Source organism: Ancylobacter sp. WKF20 (genome assembly GCF_029760895.1).
Taxonomy (GTDB): Bacteria; Pseudomonadota; Alphaproteobacteria; order Rhizobiales; family Xanthobacteraceae; genus Ancylobacter.
This window is the reverse complement of sequence record NZ_CP121679.1, coordinates 1103985-1129710: the sequence shown is the minus strand read 5'-3', so window position 1 is coordinate 1129710 and position 25726 is coordinate 1103985. Positions and strand designations below refer to the sequence as shown.

Below are 25726 nucleotides of genomic sequence, written 5' to 3'. Positions count from 1 at the left end.
CCCCTGCCCGCCATCCCCGTCGCTTTACCGGCTCCGCCCCAGCGTGGAGCCGCTGGCGTCGGCAACCGCCTCGCTGGCCGCCTCTTCTTCCTCCGAGTCCGGCTCGGGACCGACGGCTTCCTCGGTGGCGGCGGAGAGGCGCTGGTACAGGCCAAGCGAGAGCAGCGTGGCGCAGGCGGCCACCACCAGCAGAGCCGGGTAGACGACATGAGAGGGATCCTCCCGCGCGGTCTCGAACACCAGAACCAGCGCCTCAAGAAACAGGGCGATGATGATGGTCGAGACGAACTTGGTCAGCCCGCGCCGGGCATCGGCCGCCGTGCGGCGCTCGCGGCCGGCGGGCACCTCCTCCTCGAAGAAATACTTCGCGACATCGAACAGGGCGATGGCGACGATGAGATAGCCGACCGCGCCGAGCAGCGCGTCCGGCGTCGCCCCCTCGCCCGAGATGAGGCCGGCGATCACCTCATAGGGCGCGTAGACCATGAGCCCGGCCGCGACCAGCATGATGGCGCAGGCGGCAAGGGCGAAGACGAGGCGGATGATGAGGCTCATGGCAGGACCACCGGTGGAGACTGGCGGTAACTAGATCGGCCGCGTGCGCCGACAAGGGGTAATGGATGACCCATCGTGCCGCGCGCGCGGCGCGGCGTGGGGCGCGCTATACTCGCGGGCGGAGACCCACCAATGAATCATCACCCCGTTCACCATCACGCCGCGCCGCCGCCCGGTCCGAGCACCGAGGCGCCGTTGATGCTCCCGCCCGCCACGGAGACGCTGGCGCTGATGCAGCGCCGACGCTCGGCGCCGTTGCGCGGCCTCGTCGAGCCCGGCCCGACGGTGGAGGAACTGCGCCACATGCTCAGCCTCGCCGCCCGCGTGCCGGATCACGGACGGCTGATGCCGTGGCGTTTCATCGTGGTTGCGGGAGAAGCCCGCGCGCAGCTCGGCGCGCGGCTCGATGCGCTCTATGCCGCGCAGAATCCGGACCTGCCGGCCTCGAAGGCGGATATGTGGACGCTGTATCTCAAGCGCGCGCCGGTGACGGTCGTGCTCGTCGCCCGCCCGGACCCGGCCGCCAAGGTGCCGGAGTGGAATCAGGTGCTCTCGGTCGGCGCCGCCGGCATGGCGCTGACGCTGGCGGCGAGCGCGCTGGGCTTCGCCACGCAATGGCTGCTGAAATGGCCGGGCCGCGACCCCGAGGCGGCGGCGCTGGTGGGGACGAAGCCCGGCGAACGGATCGCCGGCTTCATCCATATCGGCCGGCCGGTCGCCATCGCCGAGGACCGGCCGCGACCGGCCCTCGACGAGGTGGTCAGTGCGTGGACCGATCAGTCCTCGATATCGAAGGACACACCCTGAGCCAGCGGCAGCTGGCGCGAATAGTTGATGGTGTTGGTCGCCCGCCGCATATAGGCCTTCCAGGCGTCCGAACCCGCCTCGCGGCCGCCGCCGGTCTCCTTCTCGCCGCCGAAGGCGCCGCCGATTTCCGCGCCCGAGGGGCCGATATTCACATTGGCGATGCCGCAATCCGAGCCTTCCGCCGACAGGAAGGTCTCGGCCTCGCGCAGGTCATTGGTGAAGATCGAGGAGGAGAGGCCCTGCGGCACGCCGTTCTGCAGCTTGATGGCTTCCGGCAGGCCGGAGCAGCGCAGCACATAGAGGATCGGCGCGAAGGTCTCGTGGCGCACGATCTCCACCTGCTCGTCGATCTCGACCAGTGCCGGGCGGACATAATAGGCGTCCGCCGCGCCAGCGACCGTCACCCGATCGCCGCCATGTACTGTGGCGCCGGCGGCGCGGGCGGCGTCCAGCGCCTTCTGCATATTGTCGAACCCGTCCTTGTCGATCAGCGGGCCGATCAGCGTCGCCGCCTCGCGGGGATCGCCGATACTGACCGAGGCATAGGCCTTGGCGAGGCGCGGCACGAGCTGGTCATAGACGCTCTCATGCACGATCAGCCGGCGCAGCGAGGTGCAGCGCTGGCCCGCCGTACCCATGGCCGCGAAGGCGATGCCGCGCAAAGCGAGATCGAGATCGGCCGAGGGGCAGACGATGGCGGCGTTGTTGCCGCCGAGTTCGAGGATGGAACGCCCGAAGCGACGGGCCACGCGCTCGCCGACGATGCGGCCCATGCGGGTGGAGCCGGTGGCGGAGACGACGGGCACGCGCGAATCATCGGTCAGCGCCGCGCCGACCTCGGCACCGCCGATGAGAAGCTGCGACAGGCCCATGGGCGCGGTGCCGAAAGCGGCGGCCGCGCGCTCGAACAGCGCGTGCACGGCGAGCGCGGTCAGCGGGGTCTTCTCCGAAGGCTTCCACAGCAGGCTGTCGCCGCAGACCAGCGCCAGCGCCGCGTTCCACGACCACACGGCGACGGGGAAGTTGAAGGCGGTGATGATCGCCACCGGCCCGACCGGGTGCCAGGTCTCCATCATCCGATGGCCCGGTCGCTCGGAGGCGATGGTGAGGCCGTAAAGCTGGCGGGAGAGGCCGACCGCGAAATCGCAGATGTCGATCATCTCCTGCACCTCGCCAAGGCCCTCGGAGAGGATCTTGCCGGCTTCCAGCGTCACCAGCCGGCCGAGCTCGGCCTTGTGGGCGCGCAGTTCCTCGCCGAGCAGGCGCACCAGCTCGCCGCGGCGCGGGGCCGGCACGGTGCGCCAGGCCTCATAGGCCTCGACCGAGCGGGTCACGGCATCGGCGACATGGGCGGGGCTGGCCTCGGCGACATCGGCCACCACCTCGCCGGTAATGGGCGAGCGACTCGCGCGCGCGCCGCCCTTCCAGCTCTGCTCGGGCACGCCGAGCGCGCTCATCAGCGCCGCGACCTCCTCGGCCACGCTTTTGTGGGCTCCGCCTGCTGCGCTGTTGCTCGCCATCCCATCCACTCCCTTGCCGGCCCGCGCCGGATGATCCGCTGGCGGGCTGAATAGCATCCCGCGGGCCGACAAATCCATTGCGGCTTTCCGCTGAGATCGGCCGACCCTATGCCGGCTGAAGTTCATCCGTGCGGCCGAGCGTGCGGCGATAGCGGAACCCCTGCCGGCGTGGCATTAACTTTTCCCACGATACGTATAAGCTGTGCGCGCAAGACAATATTGTACCATTCTGCTTGCAGATGAGATGAGACTCATCCATTCTGAACATAAGCGCTGTTCTATGCTGTAGGCTGCCGTGCAGCTTGCCGCGCCCGTTTGCGGCCATCAAATCGTGATCACCTCGCCACAATTTCTTTCCACTTGGTTGCGCTGGATGCAACGGGAGAAGGAACGAGGTATTGACGGCTTGGGGAATGGGACGGGTTGCCATCGCGGCATGCGCGATGGGGATCATCTTCACCGCCAGCGGCAAACCTGCGCTAGCTGAACAACCAAAGACCATCGCGACGACCGGAATGGCGTCCTATTACGGCTATGGTGGCCGGACGGCGAATGGGGAACGGCACAGTGCCGCCGCCATGACCGCCGCTCACCGATCCCTGCCCTTCGGCACGAAGGTACGGGTGACCAACACCGCGAATGGCCGCTCCGTGGTCCTTCGCATTAATGATCGCGGGCCCTTCATTCGCGGCCGCATCATCGACGTCTCGACCGCGGCCGCCGACGACCTGGGATTCCGCAAGCGCGGCGTTGCCAAGGTGCAGATCGCGGTCGTCGACTGAGAACCGATCGAGCCAGGGCCCTGCCCCGCTCGTCACCTTCTGAACCAACACGCCTGAGCGCTGCGCCCGGATCCCCCAGGATCCGGGCGGCGGCTCGCCCGTGTTCAGAGAAACTCGCCGGTCCCGGCCATCGCCTGGCCTTCGCGCAGGGCGGTCCACCGGTTGCCGGCAGCATCGCTGCGCAGCTCGAAATACCCCTCCGGTAGATCGAGACGGACCCGCATTTCCGTGTCGCTATAGCTCACCCGCGCCTGCCATTCGCGGCCCTTATGGTCCATGATGAGACGGCCGCGCGGGTCGTCCAACAAGGCGGGATCGAGCGGAAAGCCGTTGAACAGGCAGCTGATTTCACCGGGCGGCGGCCAGTCGCCCTCATGCGCGGCAAAGAGCAGAAATCCCAGATCCTCCTCATCCTCGGTTCGGATGACAAAGCTGGTCATGCGCGCCTCCCTCCTGGCTGTTGTCGGCCAGCGGTAAACGCGTCAGCGCGCCGTCAGTTGCGCGCGGCGTCGAGGATGCGGCGGCATTCCTGCAATTCGTAGAGCGCCGCCTGAAGGCGCTGCACGTCGTCGCGCGTGAGCGACGGCACGGGCTCGGCGGCGCGCTCGACCGCCCGTTCGGCCATGCGCGGCGGCGGGGTGTCCTCGACCATCCGGGGCGCGGAAGACGCCGCCGAAGCGGCCACCGGCGTGGCCGGGACCGCAACCGGCATGGGCCGGGTGGGCTGCCGGGCGAGGATATGGGACGGGCGCGGCTCCGGCGGCGCGGCGAACGGCATCACCTCGTCAGCCTCAGGCTCGGGCGCCACGGGACGGAACGGGAAGCTCGCGCGCGGCTCCGCCGGGCGCATCAGCGGCTCGCTCCGGCGCGGCGCGAAATCGGCCGGGGCCGAGTCGAGCGGGCCGACATAGCGGGCGGTGACATCCGGCTCCGGCCGCACCGGCTCGCCGCCGCGCGGCGGGCGGGTCTGCGGCGCGAGGTCGGGCAGCAGCGGCAATTCGAGAAAGTCCGGTTCGTTCTCCGGGCGACGGCGCCCGCCGCGCCGGCCGGCCGGCGGCTCGTCGAACAGCGCGGGCTCGCGGAGCACAGGCTCGCGCGGGCCCGGCTCGCGGGGGCCGGCGTCACGGAACTCGCTGTCGCGAAGAGGGGGATCGCGTAGAGACGGCTCGCGGAAACTGGGCTCGCGCAGATCCGGCTCGCGCGGCGCGGGTTCCGGCGGGGGGCCGTCGCGCCCGGCATCGCGCTGGCGGGAGGGAAGAAGATTGAGCAGACCGCTCAGCGCGCCGCCGCGCGGGGCCGGCTCGGCCTCGCGCCCCGGCTCTCGGTCACGTCCGGGATGGCCGGCATCGACCGCCTCGCGGGCGCCCTGCCGGCGCTCCAGATCCTCGAATTCCGCGACCTCCAGCGCCTCCGCCTCGGCGTCGCGCCAGATCGCCTGCACGTAGCGCGGGCCCTCTTCCTTGAGGATGCGCTGCACGCCGCGGATCGTGTAGCCCTCGGAATAGAGCAGATGCCGGATGCCGCGCAGCAGCTCGATATCGTCGGGCCGGTAATAGCGCCGGCCGCCGCCGCGCTTCAGCGGGCGGATCTGCGGGAAACGCGTCTCCCAGAAACGCAGCACATGCTGGGGCAGGTCGAGATCATCCGCGACCTCGCTGATCGTGCGGAAGGCGTCGGGCCCCTTCTCCACGCTCGCCGGCTCCTTTTCCTGTGCCGTCAGCCCCCGCGGCGGGGAACTCACGATTCGGGCGTCTCAGCGTTGATCTGCTGCTTCAGAATATTGGACGGCTTGAACACCATGACGCGGCGGGGGGCGATCGGCACCTCCTCGCCGGTCTTCGGGTTGCGGCCGACGCGCTCGCCCTTCTGGCGCACCACGAAGGAGCCGAAGGACGACAGTTTCACCGTCTCGCCGCGCGCGACGCAATCGGCGATCTCGGTCAGCACCGTCTCCACCAGCGCGGCCGATTCGGTCCGCGACAGTCCGACGCGCTGGTACACAGCCTCGCACAGATCCGCGCGCGTAATGGTTCGCCCCGCCATGGCCCGCTTCCTCTCGTCGCCCATATCTTCAACCATTACCAGCCTAGGCGGCCAGACCCTTGACGGTCAACGGTTCCGCGCAATCTGGCACCACACTACCGCTGTTCTACCAGCGGACCAGCGCCGAGCCCCAGGTGAAGCCGCCGCCCATGGCTTCCAGCAGCACCAGATCGCCCTTCTTGATCCGCCCGTCGGCATGCGCCGCGGCGATAGCGAGGGGAATCGAGGCCGCCGAGGTGTTGCCGTGGCGGTCCACCGTGATGACCACCTTCTCCGGCGCGATGCCGAGCTTCACCGCGCTCGCATCGATGATGCGGCGGTTGGCCTGGTGCGGTACGAACCAGTCGATGGTCGCCGCGCTCTCGCCGGTCGCCGCGAAGGCGTCCTCGATCACGTCGGTGATCATGCCCACGGCGTGGCGAAAAACCTCGCGGCCTTCCATGCGCAGATAGCCGACGCTCTTGGTGGATGAGACGCCGCCATCGACATAAAGCTTGTTCTTGTGCCGGCCATCCGAGCGCAGATGGGTGGTGAGCACGCCGCGCCCGTCCTCGCCGTCGCGGACGCCTTCCAGCACCAGCGCGCCGGCGCCGTCGCCAAACAGCACGCAGGTGGTGCGGTCCGACCAGTCGAGGATGCGCGAGAAGGTCTCGGCGCCGATCACCAGCGCGCGCCTGTAGCTGCCGGACTTCAGGAAATTGTCGGCGGTCGCCAGCGCGAAGACGAAGCCCGAGCACACCGCCTGCAGATCGAACGCCGCGCCATGGGTGATGCCGAGCCCGGCCTGCACGCTCACTGCCGTCGCCGGGAAGGTGTTGTCCGGCGTCGAGGTCGCCAGCACGATGAGGTCGATGTCCTGCGCGTCGAGCCCGGCATCCGTCAGCGCGGCGCGGGCGGCGTGCAGGGCGAGATCGGAGGTCAGCTCATGGTCGGCGGCGATGTGGCGCTCGCGGATGCCGGTGCGCTGGACGATCCACTCGTCCGAGGTGTCGACCATCTGCGCGAGGTCGGCATTGGTCAGTGTGCGGCTGGGCAGGAACGCGCCGACGCCGCGCACCACGGAACGAATTGCACTCACGATGAAACCTGTATGTCGTCCTGGGCGGCGGATTCCGGGGCGGCAGCGCCGACCTTCGGGCGGTCATTCATGCCCGCCTCGATGCGGGAGAGAAGCTTGTTGCGGACCATGTCGTAGCCGATATCGACGGCGGAGGCGAAGCCTTCCGCGTCGGTGCCGCCATGGCTCTTGATGACAATGCCGTTCAGGCCGAGGAATACGCCGCCATTGGATTTGCGGGGATCGAGCTTCTCGCGCAGGGCGTTGAAGGCGCCGCGCGCCAGCACATAGCCGATCTTCGCCATGAGGCTGCGGTTGATGGCGGCGCGCAGATAGTCGGCGACCTGCTTGGCGGTGCCCTCGGCGGTCTTCAGCGCGATGTTGCCGGAGAAGCCCTCCGTCACCACCACATCCACCGTTCCCTTGCCGATGTCGTCGCCCTCGACGAAGCCGTGATAGGTGAACCCGGCGTGATTCGCCTCGCGCAGCGCCGCGGCGGCGTCCTTCACCTCTTCGACGCCCTTGATCTCCTCGACGCCGACATTGAGCAGGCCGACGGTCGGGCGCTCGATGTCGAAGACGATACGGGCCATCGCCGCGCCCATAACCGCCATGTCGACGAGGTGCTGAGCGGTCGCGCCGATGGACGCGCCGACATCGAGCACCACGCTCTCGCCCTTGGTGGTGGGCCAGAGACAGGCAATGGCGGGGCGGGAAATGCCGGCCATGGTCTTGAGGTTGACCTTGGCCATCGCCATCAGCGCGCCGGTATTGCCGGCGGAGACGGCGCAATCGGCCTCGCCGAGGCGCACGGCGTCGATCGCCCGCCACATGGACGAGACCTTGCGGCCCTGGCGCAGCGCCTGGCTCGGCTTGTCGTCCATCCGCACCACGACATCGGTGTGGATCACCCGGCTCGCCGCCTTGAGGCGGGGCAGCCGGGCCAGCACCGCGTTGAGACGCGCCTCGTCGCCGAACAGCAGGAAGCTGATATCCGGGTGACGGATGAGAGCGATCTCGGCGCCGGGCAGGACGACGTCCGGACCATGGTCGCCGCCCATGACGTCGAGGGCTATGCGGACGGTCGACGACATCTACTTATGCGGTCTCTCTGGTCGGGAAGCGGCCCGGAGGGAACCGCGAGGGCGCCCACGGGATGCCCCAGAAGCGCGGCCATGACAAGCGCGTCGTGCGGTCCCATCCCACATTGAGGGCTATTTCTCCTCGCCGCCGCGCAGCTTGGCGAGGCCGGCGAAGGGCGAGGCCTCCGCGTCGGTCATCTCCTCGACGCCCTTGAAGGCGACGCCGGGCTTGCGCGGATAGGGATCGAGGCCCAGAGCGAGGAACTCGGCGACCACGGCGCCGGCATCCACCGTGCCGTCGATCAGCGGATCGGGCAGGTCGAGCTCGGTCACGTCGATCTCCGCGCCCGGCCGGATTTCGGGAAGCTGCTCCGGCGGAGCGAACTCGACCTCGATGTCCTCCGACACCGGGCCGTCGAAATCCTCCAGCGTCACCACGCAGGTCTGGGTCACCACGGCATCGACATGGCCGGTGACGAGCACCCGGCCCTTGCTGCGCGGCACGAGGGTGACCTGCGCCGTGAGCTTGGGAATGCCGGGAATGCCGAAGGTCTCAGCCAGCGCGGCGCGCACATCGGCGTCCGGGGCGAATTTCACGGTGGTGCCGGTGTCGGGAAGGCTCGCCACGAGCACGGGGCGGCTAAGCGGCAGCTTGTCCGTCATGGGGTCGCAAGCTCCTTGGATTGCGGATCCACGGCCGGCGGGAGCGGAAAGTCGCCGCCGGCGAAGGTCTCGAAGGGAAGGGTCGCCAGCGCGGCGACCGCGCGGCGGATGAAGTCGGCAAGGCGGGCGGCCTGTGGCGCAAAGGCGGCGTCGGATTGATAGACGTTGCGCAGCACCGCTTCCTCCAGCGCGCCCGGCCCGGCCTCACCCAGCGCACCATCATACGCGGCAACGCGGCCATAAAATGCCTCGGCCACTTTTTTCATCTTCTTCGGCACGGTGAGGTCGCCGACGCCCATCTCGCGGAGATTGGCGTCCATGTCGATGCAGAAGGCATCGAAGACGCGCTGGCCCAGCGCGCGGCGCTCCTCGCTCTCCCCCTTCAGCCGGTGGAACAGCAGGAAGCAGTGCAGCAGGATCATCTCGAACCGCCCGGCAATGCTGTCTGGCACGCCATATTCGGTGTAGAACGCGGGTTCACGCGACTGCGCCACGATCGCGCCATAGAGCCGCTGAATGGTCTCGCGTCCGTCGTTCCGGCGGAAGAAGCGCAGAATCATGGCCGGCTCCGTCTCGTCGGCGCCCCGCTCGGGCGGCGCGCGGTGGCTGGTCGTTCTGGGGGGTAGCGCGCAGCAATGGCGCTGGCAACCCCCGCGGGGTGCGCCAGATGGTTGCCTCACGGCGGCTGGCTGTGCTTTGTGCGCACACGGATCTGCGGCCCCACGGCTGATGGAGTTGAGTTGATGGCAGTGACGCGCGTTTCGTCCCCGGCTGTTTCGGCCCGCCGGCCTGTTCGCGGGCCCGTGTACCGGCATGGCCCCCTGCTCGCCGCACTCGCGGCGCTCGGGCTGGGGGGATGCGCCAGCGGCGACCTGTCCATGCCCGCCTCCTCGGCCGGCCTGGCGCGCACGCCGACCGGCTTCGTCAGCGAGCAGCAGCGCGGCTATGTGCCCAATCCCGGCGCGCTGGAGCAGGTACCGATCGGGTCGAGCCAGGAGCAGGTTCTGCTCGTGCTCGGCACGCCCTCGACGGTCGCGACCGTGGATGGCGAGGTGTTCTATTACATCTCGCAGAAGACCAAGAAGGTCATGTTCCTGCGGCCGGAAATCACCGAGCAGCGCGTGATGGCGGTGTATTTCGACCGCAAGGACAAGCGCGTCACGCGCATCGCCGATTACGGCCTCAAGGACGGCAAGGTGTTTGACTTCGTCAGCCGCTCGACGCCGACCGGCGGCAGCGAGCTGTCCATGCTCGGCCAGCTCTTCAACGCCACCAGCTTCAACCCGACGATGTAAACAGGCGCGAGGCTCCGGCGCGCAGGCAATGGCTCGGTCGACGACGCATAGCGGCGGGTGCCTGTGCGGCGACATCCGCTTCGAAGCCACCGGCCCGGCGGCACGGCCTCACACCTGTTCCTGCGCGATGTGCCAGCGCCATTCCGGCGCGCTCACCGTTTGCTGGGTCGAGTTTCCCGCTGCTGCTGTCTGCTGGACCGGTCCGGGTGGCGCCCCCGCGACCTACCGCTCCTCGGCGGCCTCAAGCCGAGCGTTCTGTCCGCGCTGCGGCAGCACGCTCGGCGCGATCGATGACGCGCCGATCGTGGCGCTGGTGCTCGGCACCTTCGACCGACCCGGCGCGGCGGCGCTGAAACCGCTCGCCCATTCCTACCGAGGCGGGCGCCCGCGCTGGTGGTGCGTCGAGATCGCTCCCTGATACCGGCTCAAAATCGCTCGGGCGAGAACGGCGCGGGATCGACGCAGGTCGGTTCGCCGCCCATCATCTCCGCGACCAGCCGCCCGGTGACCGGGCCGAGCGTGAAGCCGAGATGCTGGTGGCCGATCGCCACCCACATGCCCTTCTGCGCCGGAATCGGCCCGATGGCCGGCAGCATGTCCGGGAAGGCCGGGCGGCAGCCCAGCCATGGCTCGGCCTCCGCCCGCTCGCCGAGCGGGAACAGCCCGCGCGCCAGCGGCTCGGTCTTCTCAAGCTGCACCGGTGTCTTTGGCGCGTCGCGGCGGGCGAATTCCACGCCGGTGGTCAGGCGGATGCCGCCGACCATGGGCGTGATGACATAGCCGCCCTCCTCGTCCAGTACCGGGCGCGAGAGGCCGGCATTGCCCTCCGTGCGGTACTGCATGTGATAGCCGCGCTTCACCGCCAGTGGCACCTGCACCCCGAACGGGCCGAGAATGTCGCGCGCCCAGGGCCCGAGCGCGACGACGACTTCGGGCGCCTCGACGGGCCCCTGCTCGGTCATGACCCACCAGCCGGAGCCGAGGCGGGTCAGCGTCGCCGCGTCGCCGCGCAGCACCTGCCCGCCCAGCGCGGTGAGATTCGCGGCATAGGCCTGCGTCACCCCGCCGGGGCTCGACACCGAATGCGGGTCCGACCACAGCACCGCATGGCGGAACACCGGGCGCAGATGCGGCTCCAGCGCCAGCGCCTCGTCGAGCCCGATCTCACGGGCGGTGAGGCCGTAATGCTGCGCCAGCGGGAATTCCTTGCGCTCCTGCGCGATGCCGGCCTCGGTGCGGTAGAGCTTCAGCCAGCCGCCCTCGCGGAAATAATGCTGCGCGCCAGCGAGCGCGGCGAGCCGCTCATGCTCGGAGAGGCTGAAGGCCAGCAGCGTCGACATGGTGCGGGCATAATCGAGGATGCGGGCGGGCGCCGAGGCCCGCCAATAGGCGAACATCCAGGGCATCAGGCCGGCCAGCGCGTCCCAATGGTAGTGCGCCGCCGGGTTTTGGCCGCGCGCCACTTCGATCAGCGCGGACAGGCTACGCGGGAAGGCGACAGGAAAGATCGAGCCGCGCTCGACGAGGCCGGCATTGCCATAGGACGTCTCCTCCCCCGGCCCGCGCCGGTCGACCAGCGCCACGCGGCGGCCGCGCTCGGCGAGATTATGGGCGATCGAGGTGCCGACAATGCCGGCGCCAAGGACGATCACATCGGTCTTCATCGGCAGACAATCCGGGAGGGAGAGAGAGGCTGGGCGGCGCGGCAGAGGTCCGCCGCGCCGCATCGGTGGATCGGGACGGCTCAGTTGATCGGGAAGGGGAAGTACTTCGCGTTGATCTTCTGGTAGGTGCCGTCGGCGACGATCTCCTTGATCGCCTTGTTAAGCATCTCGCGCAGCTCGTTGTCTTCCTTGCGCACGGCGATGCCGGTGCCCTGCGGGTTCACGTCCTTGAGGTCCGGGCCGACGAACTTGCAGCACTTGCCGGCGTCGGTCTTCTCCAGCCATTCATAGAGCACGAACTTGTCGGCCAGCACCGCGTCGAGGCGGCCGGAGGCGAGGTCGGCATTGGCCTCGTCCTGCGTCGGGTAGAGCTTGATGTCGGAGCCCTTGTACTTGTCCTCGAGATAGGTCGCGCCCGTGGTCGAGGACTGCGCGCCGATGGTCTTGCCCTTCAGCGCGGCCGGGGTGATCTCGGTGATCTTGGTGTCCTTCGGCGCCATGAAGTTGCCGGGCGTCAGGTAGTAGGGGTCGGTGAACGCCACCTTCTCCTTGCGCTCGTCGGTGATCGACATGGAGGCGACGATGGCGTCGTACTTCTTCGACAGCAGCGCCGGGATGATGCCGTCCCAATCCTGCGCGACGAAGGTGCACTCGACCTTCATCTTGGCGCAGAGCGCCGTGGCGATGTCGATGTCGAAGCCGACCAGCTTGCCGGTGGAGTCGACCGAGTTGAAGGGCGGGTAAGCGCCCTCGGTGCCGATGCGCACCGTCTTGATCTCGGCATGGGCCGCGCCCGCGCCGACGGCAAGCGCGGCGGCGGCGAGCAGAATCCTGGCGAATTTCATGTGGTTTTTCCCGATGTTGGGTGCCGTCGCGCCGGCACCTTGGGAAGGAGGCTAGGCCGGGGACGAAGCGCAGGCAATCCGCGCTTTGGCGAAAAGCGTTGCGTTCAGAAATGGCTGAAGCTGGTGGAGGTGAAGTTCAGCGCCTGCCCGTCGTCCCCGCGTACCACCAGCCCCTCGCCCGCCAGCGTGCGGCCGATGACGGTGGCGCCGATGCCGGCGGCGATGGCGGCGGCCTCGAAGGCGTCGACGTCGCCCTCCCCCATGACCGCGAGGATCTCGTAATCATCGCCCCCGGTCAGCGCGGTGGCGAGCAGCGCCGGCTCGGCGGCGATGGCGGCGCGGGCGGCGGGACTGAGCGGCACCTTGGCCGCCTCGATCTCGCCGGCGCAGTTGGAAGCGGCCAGCATCTTGGCGAGGTCGCCGACCAGCCCGTCCGACACGTCCATGGCGGCGCGGGCATGGGCGCGCAGCGCGCTGGCGAGCGCGAGGCGCGGACGGGGATGCAGATAGCGGTCGGCGAGATAGGCGCGCTGCCCGGCATCGAGCGCCGCAAAGCCCGGCCGGTCGGGCTCAAGCCGCAGCGCGAGGCCCAGCGCGCCGTCGCCGATGGTGCCGGTGACCACGATGGCGTGGTCCGGCCGCGCCGTCGCCCGCTTCACCATACGCCCGATCGGCACCGAGCCGAGAGCGGTGATGGAGATGGTGAAGGGACCGGGCGTCCTCACCGTGTCGCCGCCCAGCAGCGGCACGCCGAACAGCAGGCAGTCCTCGCCGATGCCGCGGGCGAAGTCGCTGAGCGCGGCCACGTCCATATCCGGCGGAATGGCGAAGGCCAGCATCACGCCCAGCGGCTCGGCGCCCTTGGCGGCGAGGTCGGACAGGTTCACCCGCATCGCCTTGCGGGCGATGGAGGCCGGCGGGTCGTCGGGGAAGAAATGCACGCCGGCGACCAGCGCGTCCTTGGTGAGGACGAGCTCGTGGCCGGCGGGAACGTGGAGAAAGGCCGCGTCGTCCTTCAGGCCGAGGGCGCCGGGATGGCGGGCGATGGGCGCGAACAGCCCGGCGATCAACCTGTCTTCACCGGAGCCGCCGTCAGCCATCACTCACCCCACCCGGCCCGCCTACCCCGCGAAATCGCCGGGCCGCTGTTCGCGGGCTATGCCGTCCAACACCGCATTGACCATTCCGGTTTCCTCACGGTCAAGGAAAGCGGCGGCGACGTTCACATATTCCGCGACGATGACGCGCGGGGGAATGTCCGGCCGGGCGGTCAGCTCATAGGCGCCGGCGCGGAGCACGGCGCGCAGCACGGTCTCGATGCGCTTCAGCGGCCAGCCGCGCACCAGCGCGGCGTCGAGAATCGGGTCGATGGCGCGCTGCTCGCGCACCACCCCGCCGATGATGTCCCGGAACAGCGTGACATCGGCCGCCGCGATCTCGTCGCCCTCGATCTCCTGGCCGATCCAGTGACTCTCGAACTGGGCGAGGATTTCGGCGAGCGGAGTCGCCGCGACATCCATCTGGTAGAGCGCCTGCACCGCGTTGAGACGGGCCGCGCTCTTGCGCAGCGGCTTGTGGTTCACCGGTTTGGCAGGGGCGGACGGTTTGGAAGGAGTGGACATGCCCGCTCAGGCCCCCGCCAGCTGGCGCTGATGGCGCAGCACGGCAAACGCCGCCTCGACCGCGCCGGCGCCCTTGTTGCCCTCGGTGATGCGCGCGCGCACCCAGGCCTGCTCGTCCGTCTCGACGGTGAGGATGCCGTTGCCGAGCGCCAGCTTGCGGGCGACCGACAGGTCCATCAGCGCGCGGGAGGATTCCCCGGCGACGATCTCGAAATGATAGGTCTCGCCGCGCACCACGCAGCCAAGCGCCACGGCCGCGTCATAGGGCCGGCCGGCCGCCGCCGCCGCGTCGAGCGCGATGGCGAGGGTGGCGGGAATCTCCAGCGCGCCCGGCACGGTCAGCACGTCGGCGGTGGCGCCGGCGGCGGCAACGGCGCCCTGCGCGCCGGCCAGCAGCTCGTCGGCGATATCGTCATAGAAGCGCGCCTCGACGATCAGCACGCGCGCCCCGTCGAGCGGGAGGACGGGAGCCGCGGACGCGCGCGGCGGGCGGGGGCTCGCCATGGCAGGAAACCTCGTGAAACTGATTGGGCCGACCACGTACAGGCGTCAGCGGAACTCCGCAAGCCGCGCGGCGTAACGGGCCATCATGTCGACTTCGATATTGACACGGTCCCCGGCGCGCACATCGCCCCAGGTGGTGTGCGCGAGCGTATGGGGAATGAGCAGGCAGGTGAAGCGGTTACCCTCTACCTCGTTCACCGTCAGCGAGGTGCCGTCGAGCGCGATGGAGCCCTTGATGGCGATGAAGGGCGCGAGCGAGGCCGGCGCCTCGAAGGTGAAACGCGTGGTCTCGCCGAGATCCTCGCGCTCCACCACGAGCGCGATCCCATCGACATGGCCCTGCACGATATGCCCGCCCAGCTCATCGCCGATCTTCAGCGCCCGTTCGAGATTGAGCGTACGGCCCTCCTGCCAGGCGGCGGCGGTGGTCACCGCCAGCGTCTCCGGCGCGGCCTCGACCTCGAAGGCGTCGGGCTGCGTCGCGACAACGGTGAGGCACACGCCCGAGCAGGCGATCGACGCGCCCAGATCAATGCCCGCCGTGTCATAGGCGGTGGCGATGGTGAGCCGCCGCACATCATTGCGCGGGGTCACCGTGCGGAGCGTGCCGATGTCGGAGATGATGCCGGTAAACATGCTAGCGACGCCTCATGATGCGCAGGCGATCCTCGCCCTGCCATTCGCTTTCCTGCGCGGACAGATAGGTAGCGAGGGCCGAAAGCGGCAGCCCCTCCAGCGCGTCGAGTGCGTCCGGCCCGAGACGGATCGGCGCCTCGAAAATCTGCGCCTCGTCGACGAGGCCCGCCTGAAGGAAGCCGGCAGCGATGCGCGGGCCGGCCTCGACCATCAGCCGTGTGATTCCGCGCAGCGCGAGAAGCTTCACGATCTCGTCGAGCGCCAGCGCGCCATCGGCCTTGCGGCGCACCCGCATCACCTCGGCGCCGAGCGCGACCAGCATCGTCTCCCGCTCCACCGGGGCGTCCTCGGCGGCGAAGACCCAGAGCGGGGCGACGGCAATCGAGCGGGCGAGCGCGCTGGTGGCGGGCAGGCGCAGGCCGGCGTCGAGCACCACGCGCACCGGCGAGCGATCTTCCATGCCCGGCAGGCGGCAGGTCAGCAGCGGATCGTCCGCCAGCACCGTGCCGATGCCGGTCAGCACCGCGTCATGGGTGGCGCGCAGCAGATGGACGCGGGCGCGGGCGACCGCGCCGGTGATGGCGACGGGCCGCCGCCCGGCGAGACCCACCTTGCCATCGGCGGACACCGCCATTTTCAGCATGATGTGCGGGCGGCCCTCGGTGACCCGGCGAATATGACCGGCATGGGCGAGCCGCGCCTCGGCGGCGCCCGGCCCGATGGTCACGGCGATGCCGGCCTCACGCAGGATGGAAAAACCCCGCCCGGCGACGCGGAAATCCGGGTCTTCGATGGCGGCGACGACGCGGGTGATGCCCGCCGCGCGCACCGCGTCAACGCAGGGCGGGGTCTGGCCGTGATGCGAGCAGGGCTCCAGCGTCACATAGAGCGTCGCCCCGCGCGCGGCCTCGCCGGCGGCGGCAAGCGCCTGCGGCTCGGCATGGGGGCGCCCGCCGCGCGAGGTCCAGCCGCGCCCGAGCACGAGCGGGCCTTCCGGCGTCTCGCGCACCACGACGGCGCCGACGGCGGGGTTGGGCCAGGTCTGGCCGAGTTCGCGCCGGCCGACGCTGAGCGCGGCCGACATCAGCGCGTCGTCGCGGGCCGCCAGATGAGCCGCGAAATGAGCCCCATCCTGCGGGTCGGTAATGCGCGCGTCAGGCGACAAATCGGGCACGGGGCGGGCGGCGCGGTTCACCGCGTTCACTCCTCCGCCGGGGCGGCCCCGGCGCGGTGCGAGGGCAGCGGCTCGTCATCCTCGTCCTCGACCAGCGGGTCGCCGGCGCGGGGACCGAGCTCACCCAGCACGGCCTCGAAATCCTTGGCTTCGCGGAAATTGCGGTAGACCGAGGCGAAGCGGACATAGGCGATGTCGTCGAGCTGCTTGAGGCTCTCCATCACCCGCTCGCCGATCATCTCCGAGGTGATCTCGCTCTCGCCCATGCTCTCCAGCCGGCGCACGAGGCCGGAGACCAGGCGCTCGATCCGCTCGGGATCGACGGGGCGCTTGCGCAGCGCGACCTGGATGGAACGGGCCAGCTTGTCCCGGTCGAACGGAACACGCCGGCCCGAACGCTTGAGCACGGTCAGCTCGCGCAGCTGCACGCGCTCGAAGGTGGTGAAGCGGCCGCCGCAATCGGGGCAGATGCGGCGGCGGCGGATGGCGGCGCTGTCCTCGGTCGGACGGGAATCCTTGACCTGTGTGTCGAGGCTTCCGCAGTAAGGACAGCGCATCGGTGTGCCTCAGCCGTAGATCGGGTAGCGGGCGAGCAGGTCGGCGACCTTGCCGCGCACCGCCGCTTCCACGAGGCTATCCTCATCGGTGCCCTTCTGCGAGAGCACGTCCAGCACCTCGGCGATCATGTCGCCGACCTGCTGGAACTCGGCCACACCGAAGCCGCGGGTGGTGCCCGCCGGGGTGCCGAGACGGATGCCGGAGGTCACCATCGGCTTCTCGGGGTCGAACGGGATGCCGTTCTTGTTGGTGGTGATGTGGGCGCGGCCGAGCGCGATCTCGGAGACCTTGCCGGTGAGCTTCTTCGGCCGCAGATCGACCAGCATCAGATGCGTGTCGGTGCCGCCGGAGACGATCTCGAAGCCATGGCCCTTGAGGTTTTCCGCAAGCGCCTTAGCGTTTTCCACCACGTTCTTCGCGTAGATCTTGAAGTCCGGCTGGAGCGCCTCGCCAAAGGCCACGGCCTTGGCGGCGATGACGTGCATCAGCGGGCCGCCCTGGGTGCCCGGGAAGATGGCGGAGTTGAACTTCTTCGCCAGATCCTCGTGGTTGGTGAGGATCATGCCGCCGCGCGGGCCGCGCAGGGTCTTGTGGGTGGTGGTGGTCACCACATGGGCGTGCGGCACCGGGTTCGGGTGCACGCCGCCCGCCACGAGGCCGGCGAAATGGGCCATGTCGACCATGAGGTACGCGCCGACCGAGTCGGCGATGGCGCGCATCTTGGCGAAGTCGATATGGCGCGGATAGGCCGAGCCGCCGGCGATGATGACCTTCGGCTTGTGCTCGTCGGCGAGCTTGGCCACCTCTTCATAGTCGATGCGCTGGTCGTCCAGGCGCACGCTGTAGGGCACCGGCTTGAACCACTTGCCCGACAGGCTCACCGGCGCGCCATGGGTCAGGTGACCGCCGGCGGCGAGGTTGAGGCCGAGGAAGGTATCGCCCGGCTGCATCAGCGCGAAGAACACGGCGGTGTTCGCCTGCGCGCCCGAATGGGGCTGCACATTGGCGAAACCGGCGCCGAACAGCTTCTTGGCGCGGTCGATGGCGAGCTGCTCGGCCACGTCGACATACTGGCAGCCGCCATAATAGCGCCGGCCCGGATAGCCTTCGGCGTATTTGTTGGTGAGCACCGAACCCTGCGCCTCGAGCACGGCGCGCGAGACGATGTTCTCCGAGGCGATCAGCTCGATCTCGTCGCGCTGGCGACCGAGTTCGGCGGTGATCGCACCGGCGAGCTCGGGATCGGTCTCGGCAAGCGGAGCGGAGAAGAATCGGTTGATGGAGCTGGTGGAAGAAGCGTGGGCTTCGGACGACATGTTTTCCGGCCTCCCTGGCGCGGGCGGTGGCGACGCCTCCGGCCCGGCCTCGTGCCGGACCCGAGAAATCAAGGCGGGTCGCTTAGCACAGCCCCTCCCCGGTTTCAAAGCACGCCGGACGCAGGGGCGCCTTGCGTGAAACCGACATCGGGCGCGTCACAGCCGCCGGGTGGGCCCGATTGGCAGGCTGACGGAATCGCCGCGGCTGGCTTAGAACTGTCCGCGCCACGTCACAGCAGCCGAGTGCCCCCGCGATGAAGACCGTCTATTCGCCCCGCCATCACGGCCATTCCGGCCATGTCGAGCTCTATAACGGCCAGATCGTCCCGGCTTTCGAGAAGCCCGAGCGCGCCGAGATGATCCGCGCCGCCGTCGAGGCGCGCGGCTTCGGCGCGACAATCGCCCCCACCGAGCACGGCCTCGCCCCGCTGAAGCGCGTGCATGATGAACGCTATGTGGACTTCCTGTCGCAGCTCACCGAGCTGTGGATTGCGGACGAGCGCCCGCTGCCGATTTTGCCGAGCTTCTGGCGCGCGCCGGGGATGCGCTACATCGAGCCGGAGACGGTGGACGGCAAGCTCGGCCATTTCTCCTTCGACGCCGGCTGCTGCTTCGTTGCCGGCACCTGGGACGCCATCCGCGCCTCCGCCGATGTGGCGCTGACCGGCGTCGATCTGATCCGCGCCGGTGAGGCGAGCGCCTTCGCGCTGTGCCGCCCGCCCGGCCATCACGCCCATGCCAATGCGATGGGCGGCTACTGCTTCATCAACAACGCCTCGGTCGCGGCGCAGGCGTTCCTTGACGCGGGCGCGGCACGCGTCGCCATCCTCGATGTCGATTACCACCACGGCAATGGCACGCAGACCATCTTCTATGAGCGGCCGGACGTGCTGGTGCTGAACATCCATGGCGACCCGCGCCAGGAGTACCCCTACTTCCTCGGCCATGCCGATGAGACCGGGGCGGGCGCCGGCGAGGGCTTCAATGGCAATTACCCGCTGCCCTGGGGCACGGGCTTCGAGGCGTGGGCCGAGGCGCTGGACCATGCCTGCCATCGGGTGGCCGCCTATGCGCCGGATGTGGTCGTCGTCTCCCTTGGCGTCGACACGTACAAGGACGATCCGATCTCGCAATTCAGGCTCGACAGCCCGGATTATCTCGCCATCGGCGCGCGCATCGCCCGGCTCGGCCTGCCCAGCCTGTTCGTGCAGGAGGGCGGCTATGCGGTCGAGGCCATCGGGGTGAATGTGGCGAACACGCTGGAGGGCTTCCTCCAGCGCTGAGTTCGCACAGGGACGGATCAGAGCCGGTAGAGGATCTGGTCCGTCCAGAAGCGCTCCAGCCGCCCCAGCGCCTTGTTGAGCTGCTGGAACTCCTGCGGACCGATGCCGCCGATCTGCTCGATGGTGGCGATGTGCTTGGCGTAGAGCCCGCCGACGATGGTGCGCACTTCCTCGCCCTTGTCGGTGAGGCGGATGCGCACCGAGCGCCGGTCGATGCGCGAGCGCTGGTGGTCGAGATAGCCGGTCTCGACCAGCTTCTTCAGATTGTAGGAGACGTTGGCGCCGAGATAATAGCCGCGCGTGCGCAGCTCGCTCGCGGTCAGCTCGGCATTGCCGATGTTGAACAGCAGCAGCGCCTGCACCGCGTTCACATCCTCGCGCCCGCGCCGGTCGAACTCGTCCTTCACCACGTCGAGCAGCCGCCGGTGCAGCCGCTCCACCAGCGTCAGCGCCTCGTGATAGAGCGCGGTGATTTCCTCGCCTTGCTCGCTGCCCGGCGCGCCGCGCCGCGTGCCCATGGGCACGACGTTGCCGCTGAGACTCTGCGAGGTGTCGACCCGAGCCGCCTGCCCTGCTCTCTTCATGCCCAAACCCCTGTCGCCGTCCGGGGATTTGCTCCCTCTAAGCGACCGAGTGTCCGGGGCCGGCGCTAAGAACGGCTTAAGCGGCAGGCTGAATCCTTCGTGAAACGATATGCCTGACAAAGGCTTAAATACCGTCGGCGGGAGTTAACCCTGCCGCTCAGCCCTCGCTTTCGCGCGCCGCCTTGTAGGTCAGGAAGGCGTAGACGGCGACCAGCACCGTATCGATGCCGGCGACGATCATCAGCCGGCCGACGCCCTCGGGCGCGTTGGCATTGATCGCGACCTGCACCAGCGCCGTCACCAGCCAGAGCACCACGCCCCAGGAGGCGCCCAGCCACAGGCCGACGGCGGCGACCGGATTCATGATGGCCGCCCAGATCACGGCGGACTGCGCGGCGAGCGAGATCATCTCGAAACGGCTGGTCTCGCCGTCCCACACGCCGCAAATCAGCGTCCAGCTATAGACGGTCTTCACCAGCAGGAAGCCGGCGAGCAGGCGCAGATACAGCACCACGCGGCTCTGCCAGAGCGGCATTTCCGCGCCGGCCGGGCCGCGCGACGCGTCGATGGGGTCGTAGGGCGAACTCATGGCGCTTGCATAACCCAGATTGCGCTCAGGTCAGCACCAATTCGTCAGGAAGCGGTTCGTCGAACAGCGCGGCGATTGTGGCGGGGTCGACGGCCTCAAGGCTGGCCGGGCTCCAGCGCGGCGCCTGGTCCTTGTCGATCAGCACGGCGCGCACGCCTTCATAGAAGTCCGGCATGGCGAGCAGGCGCGAGACCAGGCGGAACTCATAGGCGAAGCAGCCGGCGAGATCGATTCCCGCCCCGCGCTGCATCTGCTGGAAGGCGATGTGCACGCTGGTCGGCGAGGCCCGGCGCAGCGTCGCGGCCTGGATGCGGGCGAACTCGGCTTCCTCCGTGCTGCCGGCCGAGCAGAGATCGAGCGCCAGCAGGATGGCCTCCGCCGAGCCGCCGGCGAAGATGCGGTCAATGGCAGGAAACAGCGTGCGCAGTTGGGCGGCCGGCGCATGGGCGGCAAAGCGCGCCAGCGTGCGGTCCACCGGCTCGCCCTCCGCCAGCGTGTCGATCAGCTCCGGCCAGCGGGCGACCGGGACGTGGTGGGTATAGAGCCCCAGCGCCATGGCATCGGACAGGCCGATACGCGCCCCGGTCATGGCGAGCCAAGTGCCGCTCCAGCCCGGCAGGCGCGGCAGCACATAGGTGCCACCGACATCGGGAAACAGGCCGATGGCGACCTCGGGCATGGCGAAGCCGAGATTCTCGCCGGCGACGCGGTAGCGGGCATGGCCGGAAACGCCAAAGCCGCCGCCGAAGCACAGCCCATCCACCAGCGCGACAAAGGGCTTGGGGTAGGTGGCGATGTGGTAGTCCAGCGCATATTCGTCGCGCCAATAGTCGCGGGCGGCTTCCGTGTTGCCGGCGCGGCCCAGTTCGGCCATGGCGCGCACATCGCCGCCGACGCAGAAGGCGCGTTCATGCGCCGAGCGCAGGATGATATGGGCGACCGCCTCATCACCCGCCCAGGCGTCGAGCTGCGCCCGCATCGCCCGCACCATGGCGTGGTCGATGGCGTTGAGCGCGCGCGGACGGTCGAGGGTGATGATGCCGGCAACGCCGCGCAGCTCGAACCGGACCCCGATATCTTCCGCCATGTTCTGCCCTCGCCTGTCGCGTCCTCCCGGACATAGACCAGAGCAGGGCGGGGGCAAAGCCGGACGAAGGACGGGATGCCCCCGTATAGGAAGCCACTCCGCGCACCCGCACCAGCGTCGCGCCAGGCTGCCGCGTCAACGTGACCCGCCGCGGGAAAGCGGTCGCATACGCAATCCTCCCGCTGAACATGTCGCCTTGACGCCCGTATGACGTTATAAGCATTCGAAACTGGTCCGTGAGAGTCCCCTCATGACAATCCCCTTCGCCCGTCCGCGCCCTGCCTTCCCCGAATCCACGGGCCGCCCGGACGTGTCGTCGAAGCTGGACCTGGTTCAGCGCCCCCGCCGCAACCGCAAGGCCGGCTGGGCCCGCGAGCTGCTGCGCGAGAACACGCTGAGCGTCGCCGATCTCATCTGGCCGATCTTCGTGATGGATGGCTCGGAATCGCGTACCCCCGTCGCCTCCATGCCGGGCGTCGAGCGCCTGACGGTGGACGAGGCGGTGCGCGAGGCGGCCCGCGCCGCAAGCCTCGGCATCCCCGCCATCGCGCTGTTTCCCTATACCGACCCGGAGCTGCGCACCGCCGATGGGCGCGAAGCGCTGAACCGCGACAATCTGGTGTGCCGCGCCCTGCGCGCCATCAAGAAGGAAGTGCCGGATATCGGCCTCATCACCGATGTCGCGCTCGACCCCTATACCAGCCACGGCCATGACGGCCTGCTGTCCAGCGACGGCCGCATCCTCAATGACGAGACGGTCGCCGTGCTGGTCGAGCAGTCGCTGGTGCAGGCCGATGCCGGCGCCGACATCATCGCCCCGTCCGACATGATGGACGGCCGCGTCGGCGCCATCCGCCGGGCGCTCGACGCCTCCGGCCATCTCGACGCGCAGATCCTCGCCTACAGCGCCAAATACGCCTCGGCCTTCTATGGCCCGTTCCGCGACGCGGTCGGCTCGTCCGGCTGTCTCAAGGGCGACAAGCTCACCTACCAGATGGACCCGGCCAACGGCATGGAGGCGCTGCGCGAGGCGGCCCTCGATATCGAGGAAGGCGCGGACATGCTGATGGTGAAGCCCGGCCTGCCCTATCTCGACATCGTCTACCGGCTGAAGGAAGCCTTCGGCCTGCCGACCTTCGCCTATCAGGTCTCCGGCGAGTATGCGATGATCGAGGCCGCTGCCCGCAATGGCTGGCTCGACGGCGAGAAGGCGATGATGGAGAGCCTCATGGCCTTCAAGCGCGCCGGCGCCGACGGCATCCTCACCTATTTCGCCCCGCGCGTCGCCGAGAAGCTCGCCCGTCAGGGCTGAGCCGCATCTTGGGCGCGGGGGCGCAGGTCGGGAGCACAGGGAGTGACGGCACCCCGACCCGGCCGCCGCGCCGGAGTGGCTGGCAAGCTGCACGCATCGGCCGGTTTTTCACCCTCACTGGCCTCATCGTCCACCTCACTGCACTGACACGCCAGCCGTTCAAGCGGCTTTCTCCGCTGCTCGCCGCGCTGTTCCTGCTCGCCGGCTGCGGCTCGGTGATCGACGCCGATCAGGCCCGCATCTGCCGCGCCGTCGCCCCGGCGCTGCATGGCGAGGACGTGGAAGTCCTTGAAACCTCACTCAATTCCGTGCCGGGCGCGCCGACCGCGCTGCGCTACAGCTACCGCGTCCGCAGCGATAGCCGGACGACACCGCACTGGCTGATCTGCACCTTCGCCGCGCAGACCGGCGTTGGAAGGTTCGATCTTACCGCGGTCGATACCGACCAGGGGACCTTGAGCGACATCAAGCTGTTGATTCTAAAGCGTTGGTGGCTCTCCGACGCCCCGCCCGAGGGCACCATGGCGGCGCTCTTCCATCTCGGGCCACGCTCCGCCTATTGGGTGCAGCAGGCGCTGGGCGGGCTGGTGATGACCGGCGTCTACGGGCTCATCGCGACGGGCTTCTCGCTGGTCTATGGACTGCTCGGCCGGGTGAACCTCGCCTTCGGCGAAATCGCCGTGGTGGCCGGCACTTACATGTTGATCGCGGTGGGCGTCGCCAGCGATGTCGGGCGCCTCGGACCCGCCGAACTCACGCTCGCGCTGCTCGCCGGCATCGCCAGCGCGGCACTGGTGAGCTGGTTGGCGGGGCACATGGTGGTTGCCCCGCTGGCGGCACGGGTGCGCTCGCCCCAGCCGGTGCTGATCGCAACGGCGGGCCTCGCCATCACCCTCGCGGAGTTGCTGCGCCTCACCGCGCCCGACCGCGTCAACTGGTTGCCGGCGCTCATGAATCGTCCGATCGCGGTGGCGGGGCAGGATGCCTTCATCGCCACCGTCACCCCGGCTCAACTGCTGGCAGCGGGCCTCAGCATGTGCGGTACATCCTTACTCCTCGGCATTGTCGCCTTCACCCGTTTCGGCCTGTTCTGGCGCGCCCACGCCCAGGATCCGCGCATGGCAGCCCTGCTCGGCGTCGATGTGCAGCGCCTGCGCACGCAGGTGTTTCTGCTGGCCGGCGCGGCCGCGGGACTGGCCGGCGGCGTGATTGTGATCGCTTTTGGTACCATTTCACCGGGCGATGGCCTGTCCATCACGCTCAAAGCCTTGATTTCGGCGGTTATTGGCGGCATTGGCTCAGTACCCGGAGCTTTTCTTGGCGCCGCCTTGGTGGCGGCCGTTGAAATCGGGTGGTCCTCGACGTTCGATATTGCGTACCGGGACGTGGTAACCTACGCCCTTCTGGTCGTCTTCCTGGTGATGCGACCGGGGGGACTCCTCAATCGTGCGGCACCGACGCCGCGAGAATTCTGAGAATTTTCATGACCTTGCCCGTAACTCCCGCCGACGTCGCCGCTGCCCGCTCTGTGCTGGCCGGCGCGGTGCTGCGCACGCCCACGCTGCCGGCGCCGCGCCTTTCGGCGATTACGGGCGCTCATGTCTTCGTGAAATACGAAAATCTTCAGGTCACCGCGAGCTTCAAGGAACGCGGCGCGCTGGTGAAGCTCGCGAGCCTCTCTCCGGCCGAGCGCGCCGCCGGCGTCGTCGCCATGTCCGCCGGTAACCACGCACAGGCGGTCGCCTACCACGCCACGCGCCTCGGCATCCGCGCCACCATCGTGATGCCTAAGCACACGCCCATGGTGAAGGTCGCCGCGACCGAGGCGCATGGCGCCCGCGTCGTGCTGCACGGTGAGTCGGTCGGCGATGCCAGCGTGGAAGCGGACCGCATCGCCCGCGACGAGCATCTCGTCTGGGTGCATCCCTATGATGATGCTCATGTTATCGCCGGTCAGGGCTCCATCGCCGCCGAGATGATCGAGGACGCGCCGGAACTGGACGCGCTGCTGGTGCCGGTCGGCGGTGGCGGCATGGTGTCCGGAATGGCGGTGGCCGCCCGCGCCATGCGCCCGAGCCTCGACGTGGTGGGCGTGGAAACGTCGCTCTACCCGTCCATGTGGAACGCGCTGCACCAGCAGAACCGCCCCTGCGAGGGCGCGACGCTGGCCGAAGGTATCGCGGTAAAGCAGGCGGGCACGCTGACGCGGGAAATCGTCTCCGCGCTGGTGTCCGATGTCGTGCTGGTCGACGAGCCGACCATCGAGCGCGCGGTCAACCTGTTCCTGACGCAGCAGAAAACCCTGTCGGAAGGCGCCGGCGCGGCGGGCCTTGCGGCGCTGCTGGCCGACCCCGACCGTTTCCGCGGCCGTAATGTCGGCCTCATCGTCTCCGGCGGTAACATAGACCCGCGCATCGTCGCCTCGGTGATGATGCGCGAGCTGGAGCGCGAGGAGCGCATCGTCTCCTTCCGCTTCTCCATGCTGGATCGCCCCGGCGAACTCGGCCTCATCTCCACCCTGCTCGGCCAGCTCGGCGCCAACATCCTGGAAGTGGAGCACAAGCGCCACTTCCTCGACGTCCACGCCAAGGGCGCCCGCCTCGACGTGACCGTCGAGACGCGCGACCGCGCCCATGCGGACGAGGTGTACCGCCAGCTCATCCTCAACGGCATGGATGTCGTGCGCGTGGATTGGCGCACCGGCGGCTGATCTTGCCGCCGCCACGCGCGCTCCCTACATCACGGGGC

At 69.1% G+C, this 25726-nt stretch carries 28 protein-coding genes and 1 pseudogene; 8 read left to right on the top strand and 21 right to left on the bottom strand.

All coding sequences use genetic code 11. The annotated features are described in order from the left end of the window. Positions 1-24 precede the first annotated feature (24 nt). On the bottom strand, positions 25-555 hold the full coding sequence (locus AncyloWKF20_RS04995) for a GNAT family acetyltransferase (RefSeq protein ID WP_279316796.1): 531 nt from the start codon (positions 553-555) through the stop codon (positions 25-27). A 132-nt stretch (positions 556-687) separates the two neighbouring features. Here AncyloWKF20_RS04995 and AncyloWKF20_RS04990 point away from each other — a divergent pair, with 132 nt between their 5' ends. After that, on the top strand, positions 688-1362 hold the full coding sequence (locus tag AncyloWKF20_RS04990) for a nitroreductase (RefSeq protein ID WP_279316795.1): 675 nt from the start codon (positions 688-690) through the stop codon (positions 1360-1362). Here AncyloWKF20_RS04990 and AncyloWKF20_RS04985 read toward each other — a convergent pair. Then, positions 1332-2882, bottom strand: coding sequence for an aldehyde dehydrogenase family protein (locus tag AncyloWKF20_RS04985; protein ID WP_279316794.1), 1551 nt, complete (start codon positions 2880-2882; stop codon positions 1332-1334). The genes AncyloWKF20_RS04990 and AncyloWKF20_RS04985 overlap by 31 nt on opposite strands. 413 nt (positions 2883-3295) lie before the next feature. Here AncyloWKF20_RS04985 and AncyloWKF20_RS04980 point away from each other — a divergent pair, with 413 nt between their 5' ends. Beyond that, complete coding sequence (locus AncyloWKF20_RS04980; RefSeq protein WP_279316793.1) at positions 3296-3664, top strand: septal ring lytic transglycosylase RlpA family protein; 369 nt, start codon at positions 3296-3298, stop codon at positions 3662-3664. A gap of 104 nt (positions 3665-3768) precedes the next feature. Here AncyloWKF20_RS04980 and AncyloWKF20_RS04975 read toward each other — a convergent pair whose 3' ends face one another. The 7 genes and pseudogenes from AncyloWKF20_RS04975 to AncyloWKF20_RS04945 form a co-directional block, all read right to left on the bottom strand. Then, a complete protein-coding gene (locus AncyloWKF20_RS04975; protein ID WP_279316792.1) occupies positions 3769-4104 on the bottom strand; it encodes a hypothetical protein in 336 nt (111 codons plus the stop codon). Positions 4105-5084: 980 nt separating this feature from the next. Further along, positions 5085-5354, bottom strand: a pseudogene (locus AncyloWKF20_RS04970) (MerR family transcriptional regulator); the annotation flags it as partial. Between the two features lie 47 nt (positions 5355-5401). Beyond that, positions 5402-5707, bottom strand: a complete 306-nt coding sequence (locus tag AncyloWKF20_RS04965) for an integration host factor subunit alpha (RefSeq protein ID WP_267582555.1) — start codon at positions 5705-5707, stop codon at positions 5402-5404. 106 nt (positions 5708-5813) lie between these two features. Then, complete coding sequence (locus AncyloWKF20_RS04960; protein ID WP_279316791.1) at positions 5814-6785, bottom strand: ketoacyl-ACP synthase III; 972 nt, start codon at positions 6783-6785, stop codon at positions 5814-5816. Further along, entirely contained in the window at positions 6782-7858 is a 1077-nt protein-coding gene (gene plsX / locus AncyloWKF20_RS04955; RefSeq protein ID WP_279316790.1) for a phosphate acyltransferase PlsX, read from the bottom strand. Before plsX ends, AncyloWKF20_RS04960 begins: the two co-directional genes overlap by 4 nt. 120 nt (positions 7859-7978) lie before the next feature. Further along, positions 7979-8509, bottom strand: coding sequence for a DUF177 domain-containing protein (locus AncyloWKF20_RS04950; protein ID WP_279316789.1), 531 nt, complete (start codon positions 8507-8509; stop codon positions 7979-7981). After that, the gene (locus tag AncyloWKF20_RS04945) at positions 8506-9069 is read right to left on the bottom strand and encodes a ubiquinol-cytochrome C chaperone family protein (RefSeq protein WP_279316788.1); all 564 of its coding nucleotides are present in this window, start codon (positions 9067-9069) and stop codon (positions 8506-8508) included. The genes AncyloWKF20_RS04950 and AncyloWKF20_RS04945 overlap by 4 nt, the downstream gene beginning before the upstream one ends. Before the next feature lie 318 nt (positions 9070-9387). On the opposite strand from AncyloWKF20_RS04945, the gene AncyloWKF20_RS04940 reads away from it, so the two are divergent. Then, entirely contained in the window at positions 9388-9804 is a 417-nt protein-coding gene (locus tag AncyloWKF20_RS04940) for an outer membrane protein assembly factor BamE (protein ID WP_279317891.1), read from the top strand. A gap of 28 nt (positions 9805-9832) precedes the next feature. Further along, positions 9833-10222 (top strand): GFA family protein, encoded by a 390-nt coding sequence (locus AncyloWKF20_RS04935; protein WP_279316787.1) that lies wholly within the window; start codon positions 9833-9835, stop codon positions 10220-10222. Positions 10223-10229: 7 nt separating this feature from the next. On the opposite strand, the gene AncyloWKF20_RS04930 is transcribed toward AncyloWKF20_RS04935, so the two are convergent. The 9 genes from AncyloWKF20_RS04930 to glyA all read right to left on the bottom strand — a co-directional run bounded on the left by AncyloWKF20_RS04930 (position 10230) and on the right by glyA (position 18123). Next, positions 10230-11468 carry an FAD-binding oxidoreductase gene (locus tag AncyloWKF20_RS04930; protein ID WP_279316786.1) on the bottom strand — a complete coding sequence of 413 codons (1239 nt, stop codon included), beginning with the start codon at positions 11466-11468 and terminating at the stop codon, positions 10230-10232. 80 nt (positions 11469-11548) lie between these two features. Continuing rightward, the gene (locus tag AncyloWKF20_RS04925) at positions 11549-12313 is read right to left on the bottom strand and encodes an ABC transporter substrate-binding protein (protein ID WP_279316785.1); all 765 of its coding nucleotides are present in this window, start codon (positions 12311-12313) and stop codon (positions 11549-11551) included. Between the two features lie 104 nt (positions 12314-12417). Beyond that, positions 12418-13413: a thiamine-phosphate kinase gene (gene thiL, locus AncyloWKF20_RS04920; protein ID WP_279316784.1), complete on the bottom strand. Its 996-nt coding sequence runs from the start codon at positions 13411-13413 to the stop codon at positions 12418-12420. 21 nt (positions 13414-13434) lie between these two features. Continuing rightward, entirely contained in the window at positions 13435-13935 is a 501-nt protein-coding gene (gene nusB / locus AncyloWKF20_RS04915) for a transcription antitermination factor NusB (RefSeq protein WP_279316783.1), read from the bottom strand. 6 nt (positions 13936-13941) lie between these two features. Further along, positions 13942-14439, bottom strand: coding sequence for a 6,7-dimethyl-8-ribityllumazine synthase (gene ribH, locus AncyloWKF20_RS04910; protein ID WP_279316782.1), 498 nt, complete (start codon positions 14437-14439; stop codon positions 13942-13944). 45 nt (positions 14440-14484) lie between these two features. After that, positions 14485-15075: a riboflavin synthase gene (locus tag AncyloWKF20_RS04905; protein WP_279316781.1), complete on the bottom strand. Its 591-nt coding sequence runs from the start codon at positions 15073-15075 to the stop codon at positions 14485-14487. Position 15076: 1 nt separating this feature from the next. After that, a complete protein-coding gene (gene ribD / locus AncyloWKF20_RS04900) occupies positions 15077-16159 on the bottom strand; it encodes a bifunctional diaminohydroxyphosphoribosylaminopyrimidine deaminase/5-amino-6-(5-phosphoribosylamino)uracil reductase RibD (RefSeq protein ID WP_279317890.1) in 1083 nt (360 codons plus the stop codon). A 116-nt stretch (positions 16160-16275) separates the two neighbouring features. After that, positions 16276-16806: a transcriptional regulator NrdR gene (nrdR, locus tag AncyloWKF20_RS04895; RefSeq protein WP_279316780.1), complete on the bottom strand. Its 531-nt coding sequence runs from the start codon at positions 16804-16806 to the stop codon at positions 16276-16278. A 9-nt stretch (positions 16807-16815) separates the two neighbouring features. Continuing rightward, positions 16816-18123 (bottom strand): serine hydroxymethyltransferase, encoded by a 1308-nt coding sequence (glyA, locus tag AncyloWKF20_RS04890; protein WP_279316779.1) that lies wholly within the window; start codon positions 18121-18123, stop codon positions 16816-16818. Between the two features lie 254 nt (positions 18124-18377). Between glyA and AncyloWKF20_RS04885 the strand changes: the two genes are divergently transcribed. After that, a complete protein-coding gene (locus AncyloWKF20_RS04885) occupies positions 18378-19406 on the top strand; it encodes a histone deacetylase family protein (protein ID WP_279316778.1) in 1029 nt (342 codons plus the stop codon). Positions 19407-19423: 17 nt separating this feature from the next. Here the strand turns inward: AncyloWKF20_RS04885 and AncyloWKF20_RS04880 are convergent, their stop codons facing one another. The 3 genes from AncyloWKF20_RS04880 to AncyloWKF20_RS04870 form a co-directional block, all read right to left on the bottom strand. Then, entirely contained in the window at positions 19424-19924 is a 501-nt protein-coding gene (locus tag AncyloWKF20_RS04880) for a winged helix DNA-binding protein (protein WP_279317889.1), read from the bottom strand. A 223-nt stretch (positions 19925-20147) separates the two neighbouring features. Beyond that, positions 20148-20579, bottom strand: a complete 432-nt coding sequence (locus AncyloWKF20_RS04875; protein WP_279316777.1) for a DUF6163 family protein — start codon at positions 20577-20579, stop codon at positions 20148-20150. A 25-nt stretch (positions 20580-20604) separates the two neighbouring features. Beyond that, complete coding sequence (locus tag AncyloWKF20_RS04870) at positions 20605-21666, bottom strand: enoyl-CoA hydratase/isomerase family protein (RefSeq protein ID WP_279316776.1); 1062 nt, start codon at positions 21664-21666, stop codon at positions 20605-20607. Positions 21667-21916: 250 nt separating this feature from the next. Here AncyloWKF20_RS04870 and hemB point away from each other — a divergent pair, with 250 nt between their 5' ends. The 3 genes from hemB to AncyloWKF20_RS04855 are packed head-to-tail and all read left to right on the top strand — an operon-like array spanning position 21917 to position 25688. Beyond that, positions 21917-22978: a porphobilinogen synthase gene (gene hemB / locus AncyloWKF20_RS04865; protein WP_279316775.1), complete on the top strand. Its 1062-nt coding sequence runs from the start codon at positions 21917-21919 to the stop codon at positions 22976-22978. Between the two features lie 8 nt (positions 22979-22986). Beyond that, the gene (locus AncyloWKF20_RS04860) at positions 22987-24453 is read left to right on the top strand and encodes a branched-chain amino acid ABC transporter permease (RefSeq protein ID WP_279316774.1); all 1467 of its coding nucleotides are present in this window, start codon (positions 22987-22989) and stop codon (positions 24451-24453) included. An 8-nt stretch (positions 24454-24461) separates the two neighbouring features. After that, positions 24462-25688: a threonine ammonia-lyase gene (locus AncyloWKF20_RS04855; protein ID WP_267582575.1), complete on the top strand. Its 1227-nt coding sequence runs from the start codon at positions 24462-24464 to the stop codon at positions 25686-25688. The last annotated feature ends 38 nt before the right edge of the window (positions 25689-25726 follow it).

Excerpts from the sequence above, each read along its gene's own strand:
- AncyloWKF20_RS04995 (WP_279316796.1), bottom strand. The coding sequence starts at position 555 with ATGAGCCTCATCATCCGCCTCGTCTTCGCCCTTGCCGCCTGCGCCATC.
- AncyloWKF20_RS04990 (WP_279316795.1), top strand. The coding sequence starts at position 688 with ATGAATCATCACCCCGTTCACCATCACGCCGCGCCGCCGCCCGGTCCG.
- AncyloWKF20_RS04985 (WP_279316794.1), bottom strand. The coding sequence starts at position 2,882 with ATGGCGAGCAACAGCGCAGCAGGCGGAGCCCACAAAAGCGTGGCCGAG.
- AncyloWKF20_RS04980 (WP_279316793.1), top strand. The coding sequence starts at position 3,296 with ATGGGACGGGTTGCCATCGCGGCATGCGCGATGGGGATCATCTTCACC.
- AncyloWKF20_RS04975 (WP_279316792.1), bottom strand. The coding sequence starts at position 4,104 with ATGACCAGCTTTGTCATCCGAACCGAGGATGAGGAGGATCTGGGATTT.
- AncyloWKF20_RS04965 (WP_267582555.1), bottom strand. The coding sequence starts at position 5,707 with ATGGCGGGGCGAACCATTACGCGCGCGGATCTGTGCGAGGCTGTGTAC.
- plsX (WP_279316790.1), bottom strand. The coding sequence starts at position 7,858 with ATGTCGTCGACCGTCCGCATAGCCCTCGACGTCATGGGCGGCGACCAT.
- AncyloWKF20_RS04950 (WP_279316789.1), bottom strand. The coding sequence starts at position 8,509 with ATGACGGACAAGCTGCCGCTTAGCCGCCCCGTGCTCGTGGCGAGCCTT.
- AncyloWKF20_RS04945 (WP_279316788.1), bottom strand. The coding sequence starts at position 9,069 with ATGATTCTGCGCTTCTTCCGCCGGAACGACGGACGCGAGACCATTCAG.
- AncyloWKF20_RS04940 (WP_279317891.1), top strand. The coding sequence starts at position 9,388 with ATGCCCGCCTCCTCGGCCGGCCTGGCGCGCACGCCGACCGGCTTCGTC.
- AncyloWKF20_RS04935 (WP_279316787.1), top strand. The coding sequence starts at position 9,833 with ATGGCTCGGTCGACGACGCATAGCGGCGGGTGCCTGTGCGGCGACATC.
- AncyloWKF20_RS04930 (WP_279316786.1), bottom strand. The coding sequence starts at position 11,468 with ATGAAGACCGATGTGATCGTCCTTGGCGCCGGCATTGTCGGCACCTCG.
- AncyloWKF20_RS04925 (WP_279316785.1), bottom strand. The coding sequence starts at position 12,313 with ATGAAATTCGCCAGGATTCTGCTCGCCGCCGCCGCGCTTGCCGTCGGC.
- thiL (WP_279316784.1), bottom strand. The coding sequence starts at position 13,413 with ATGGCTGACGGCGGCTCCGGTGAAGACAGGTTGATCGCCGGGCTGTTC.
- nusB (WP_279316783.1), bottom strand. The coding sequence starts at position 13,935 with ATGTCCACTCCTTCCAAACCGTCCGCCCCTGCCAAACCGGTGAACCAC.
- ribH (WP_279316782.1), bottom strand. The coding sequence starts at position 14,439 with ATGGCGAGCCCCCGCCCGCCGCGCGCGTCCGCGGCTCCCGTCCTCCCG.
- AncyloWKF20_RS04905 (WP_279316781.1), bottom strand. The coding sequence starts at position 15,075 with ATGTTTACCGGCATCATCTCCGACATCGGCACGCTCCGCACGGTGACC.
- ribD (WP_279317890.1), bottom strand. The coding sequence starts at position 16,159 with ATGTCGGCCGCGCTCAGCGTCGGCCGGCGCGAACTCGGCCAGACCTGG.
- nrdR (WP_279316780.1), bottom strand. The coding sequence starts at position 16,806 with ATGCGCTGTCCTTACTGCGGAAGCCTCGACACACAGGTCAAGGATTCC.
- glyA (WP_279316779.1), bottom strand. The coding sequence starts at position 18,123 with ATGTCGTCCGAAGCCCACGCTTCTTCCACCAGCTCCATCAACCGATTC.
- AncyloWKF20_RS04885 (WP_279316778.1), top strand. The coding sequence starts at position 18,378 with ATGAAGACCGTCTATTCGCCCCGCCATCACGGCCATTCCGGCCATGTC.
- AncyloWKF20_RS04880 (WP_279317889.1), bottom strand. The coding sequence starts at position 19,924 with ATGGGCACGCGGCGCGGCGCGCCGGGCAGCGAGCAAGGCGAGGAAATC.
- AncyloWKF20_RS04875 (WP_279316777.1), bottom strand. The coding sequence starts at position 20,579 with ATGAGTTCGCCCTACGACCCCATCGACGCGTCGCGCGGCCCGGCCGGC.
- AncyloWKF20_RS04870 (WP_279316776.1), bottom strand. The coding sequence starts at position 21,666 with ATGGCGGAAGATATCGGGGTCCGGTTCGAGCTGCGCGGCGTTGCCGGC.
- hemB (WP_279316775.1), top strand. The coding sequence starts at position 21,917 with ATGACAATCCCCTTCGCCCGTCCGCGCCCTGCCTTCCCCGAATCCACG.
- AncyloWKF20_RS04855 (WP_267582575.1), top strand. The coding sequence starts at position 24,462 with ATGACCTTGCCCGTAACTCCCGCCGACGTCGCCGCTGCCCGCTCTGTG.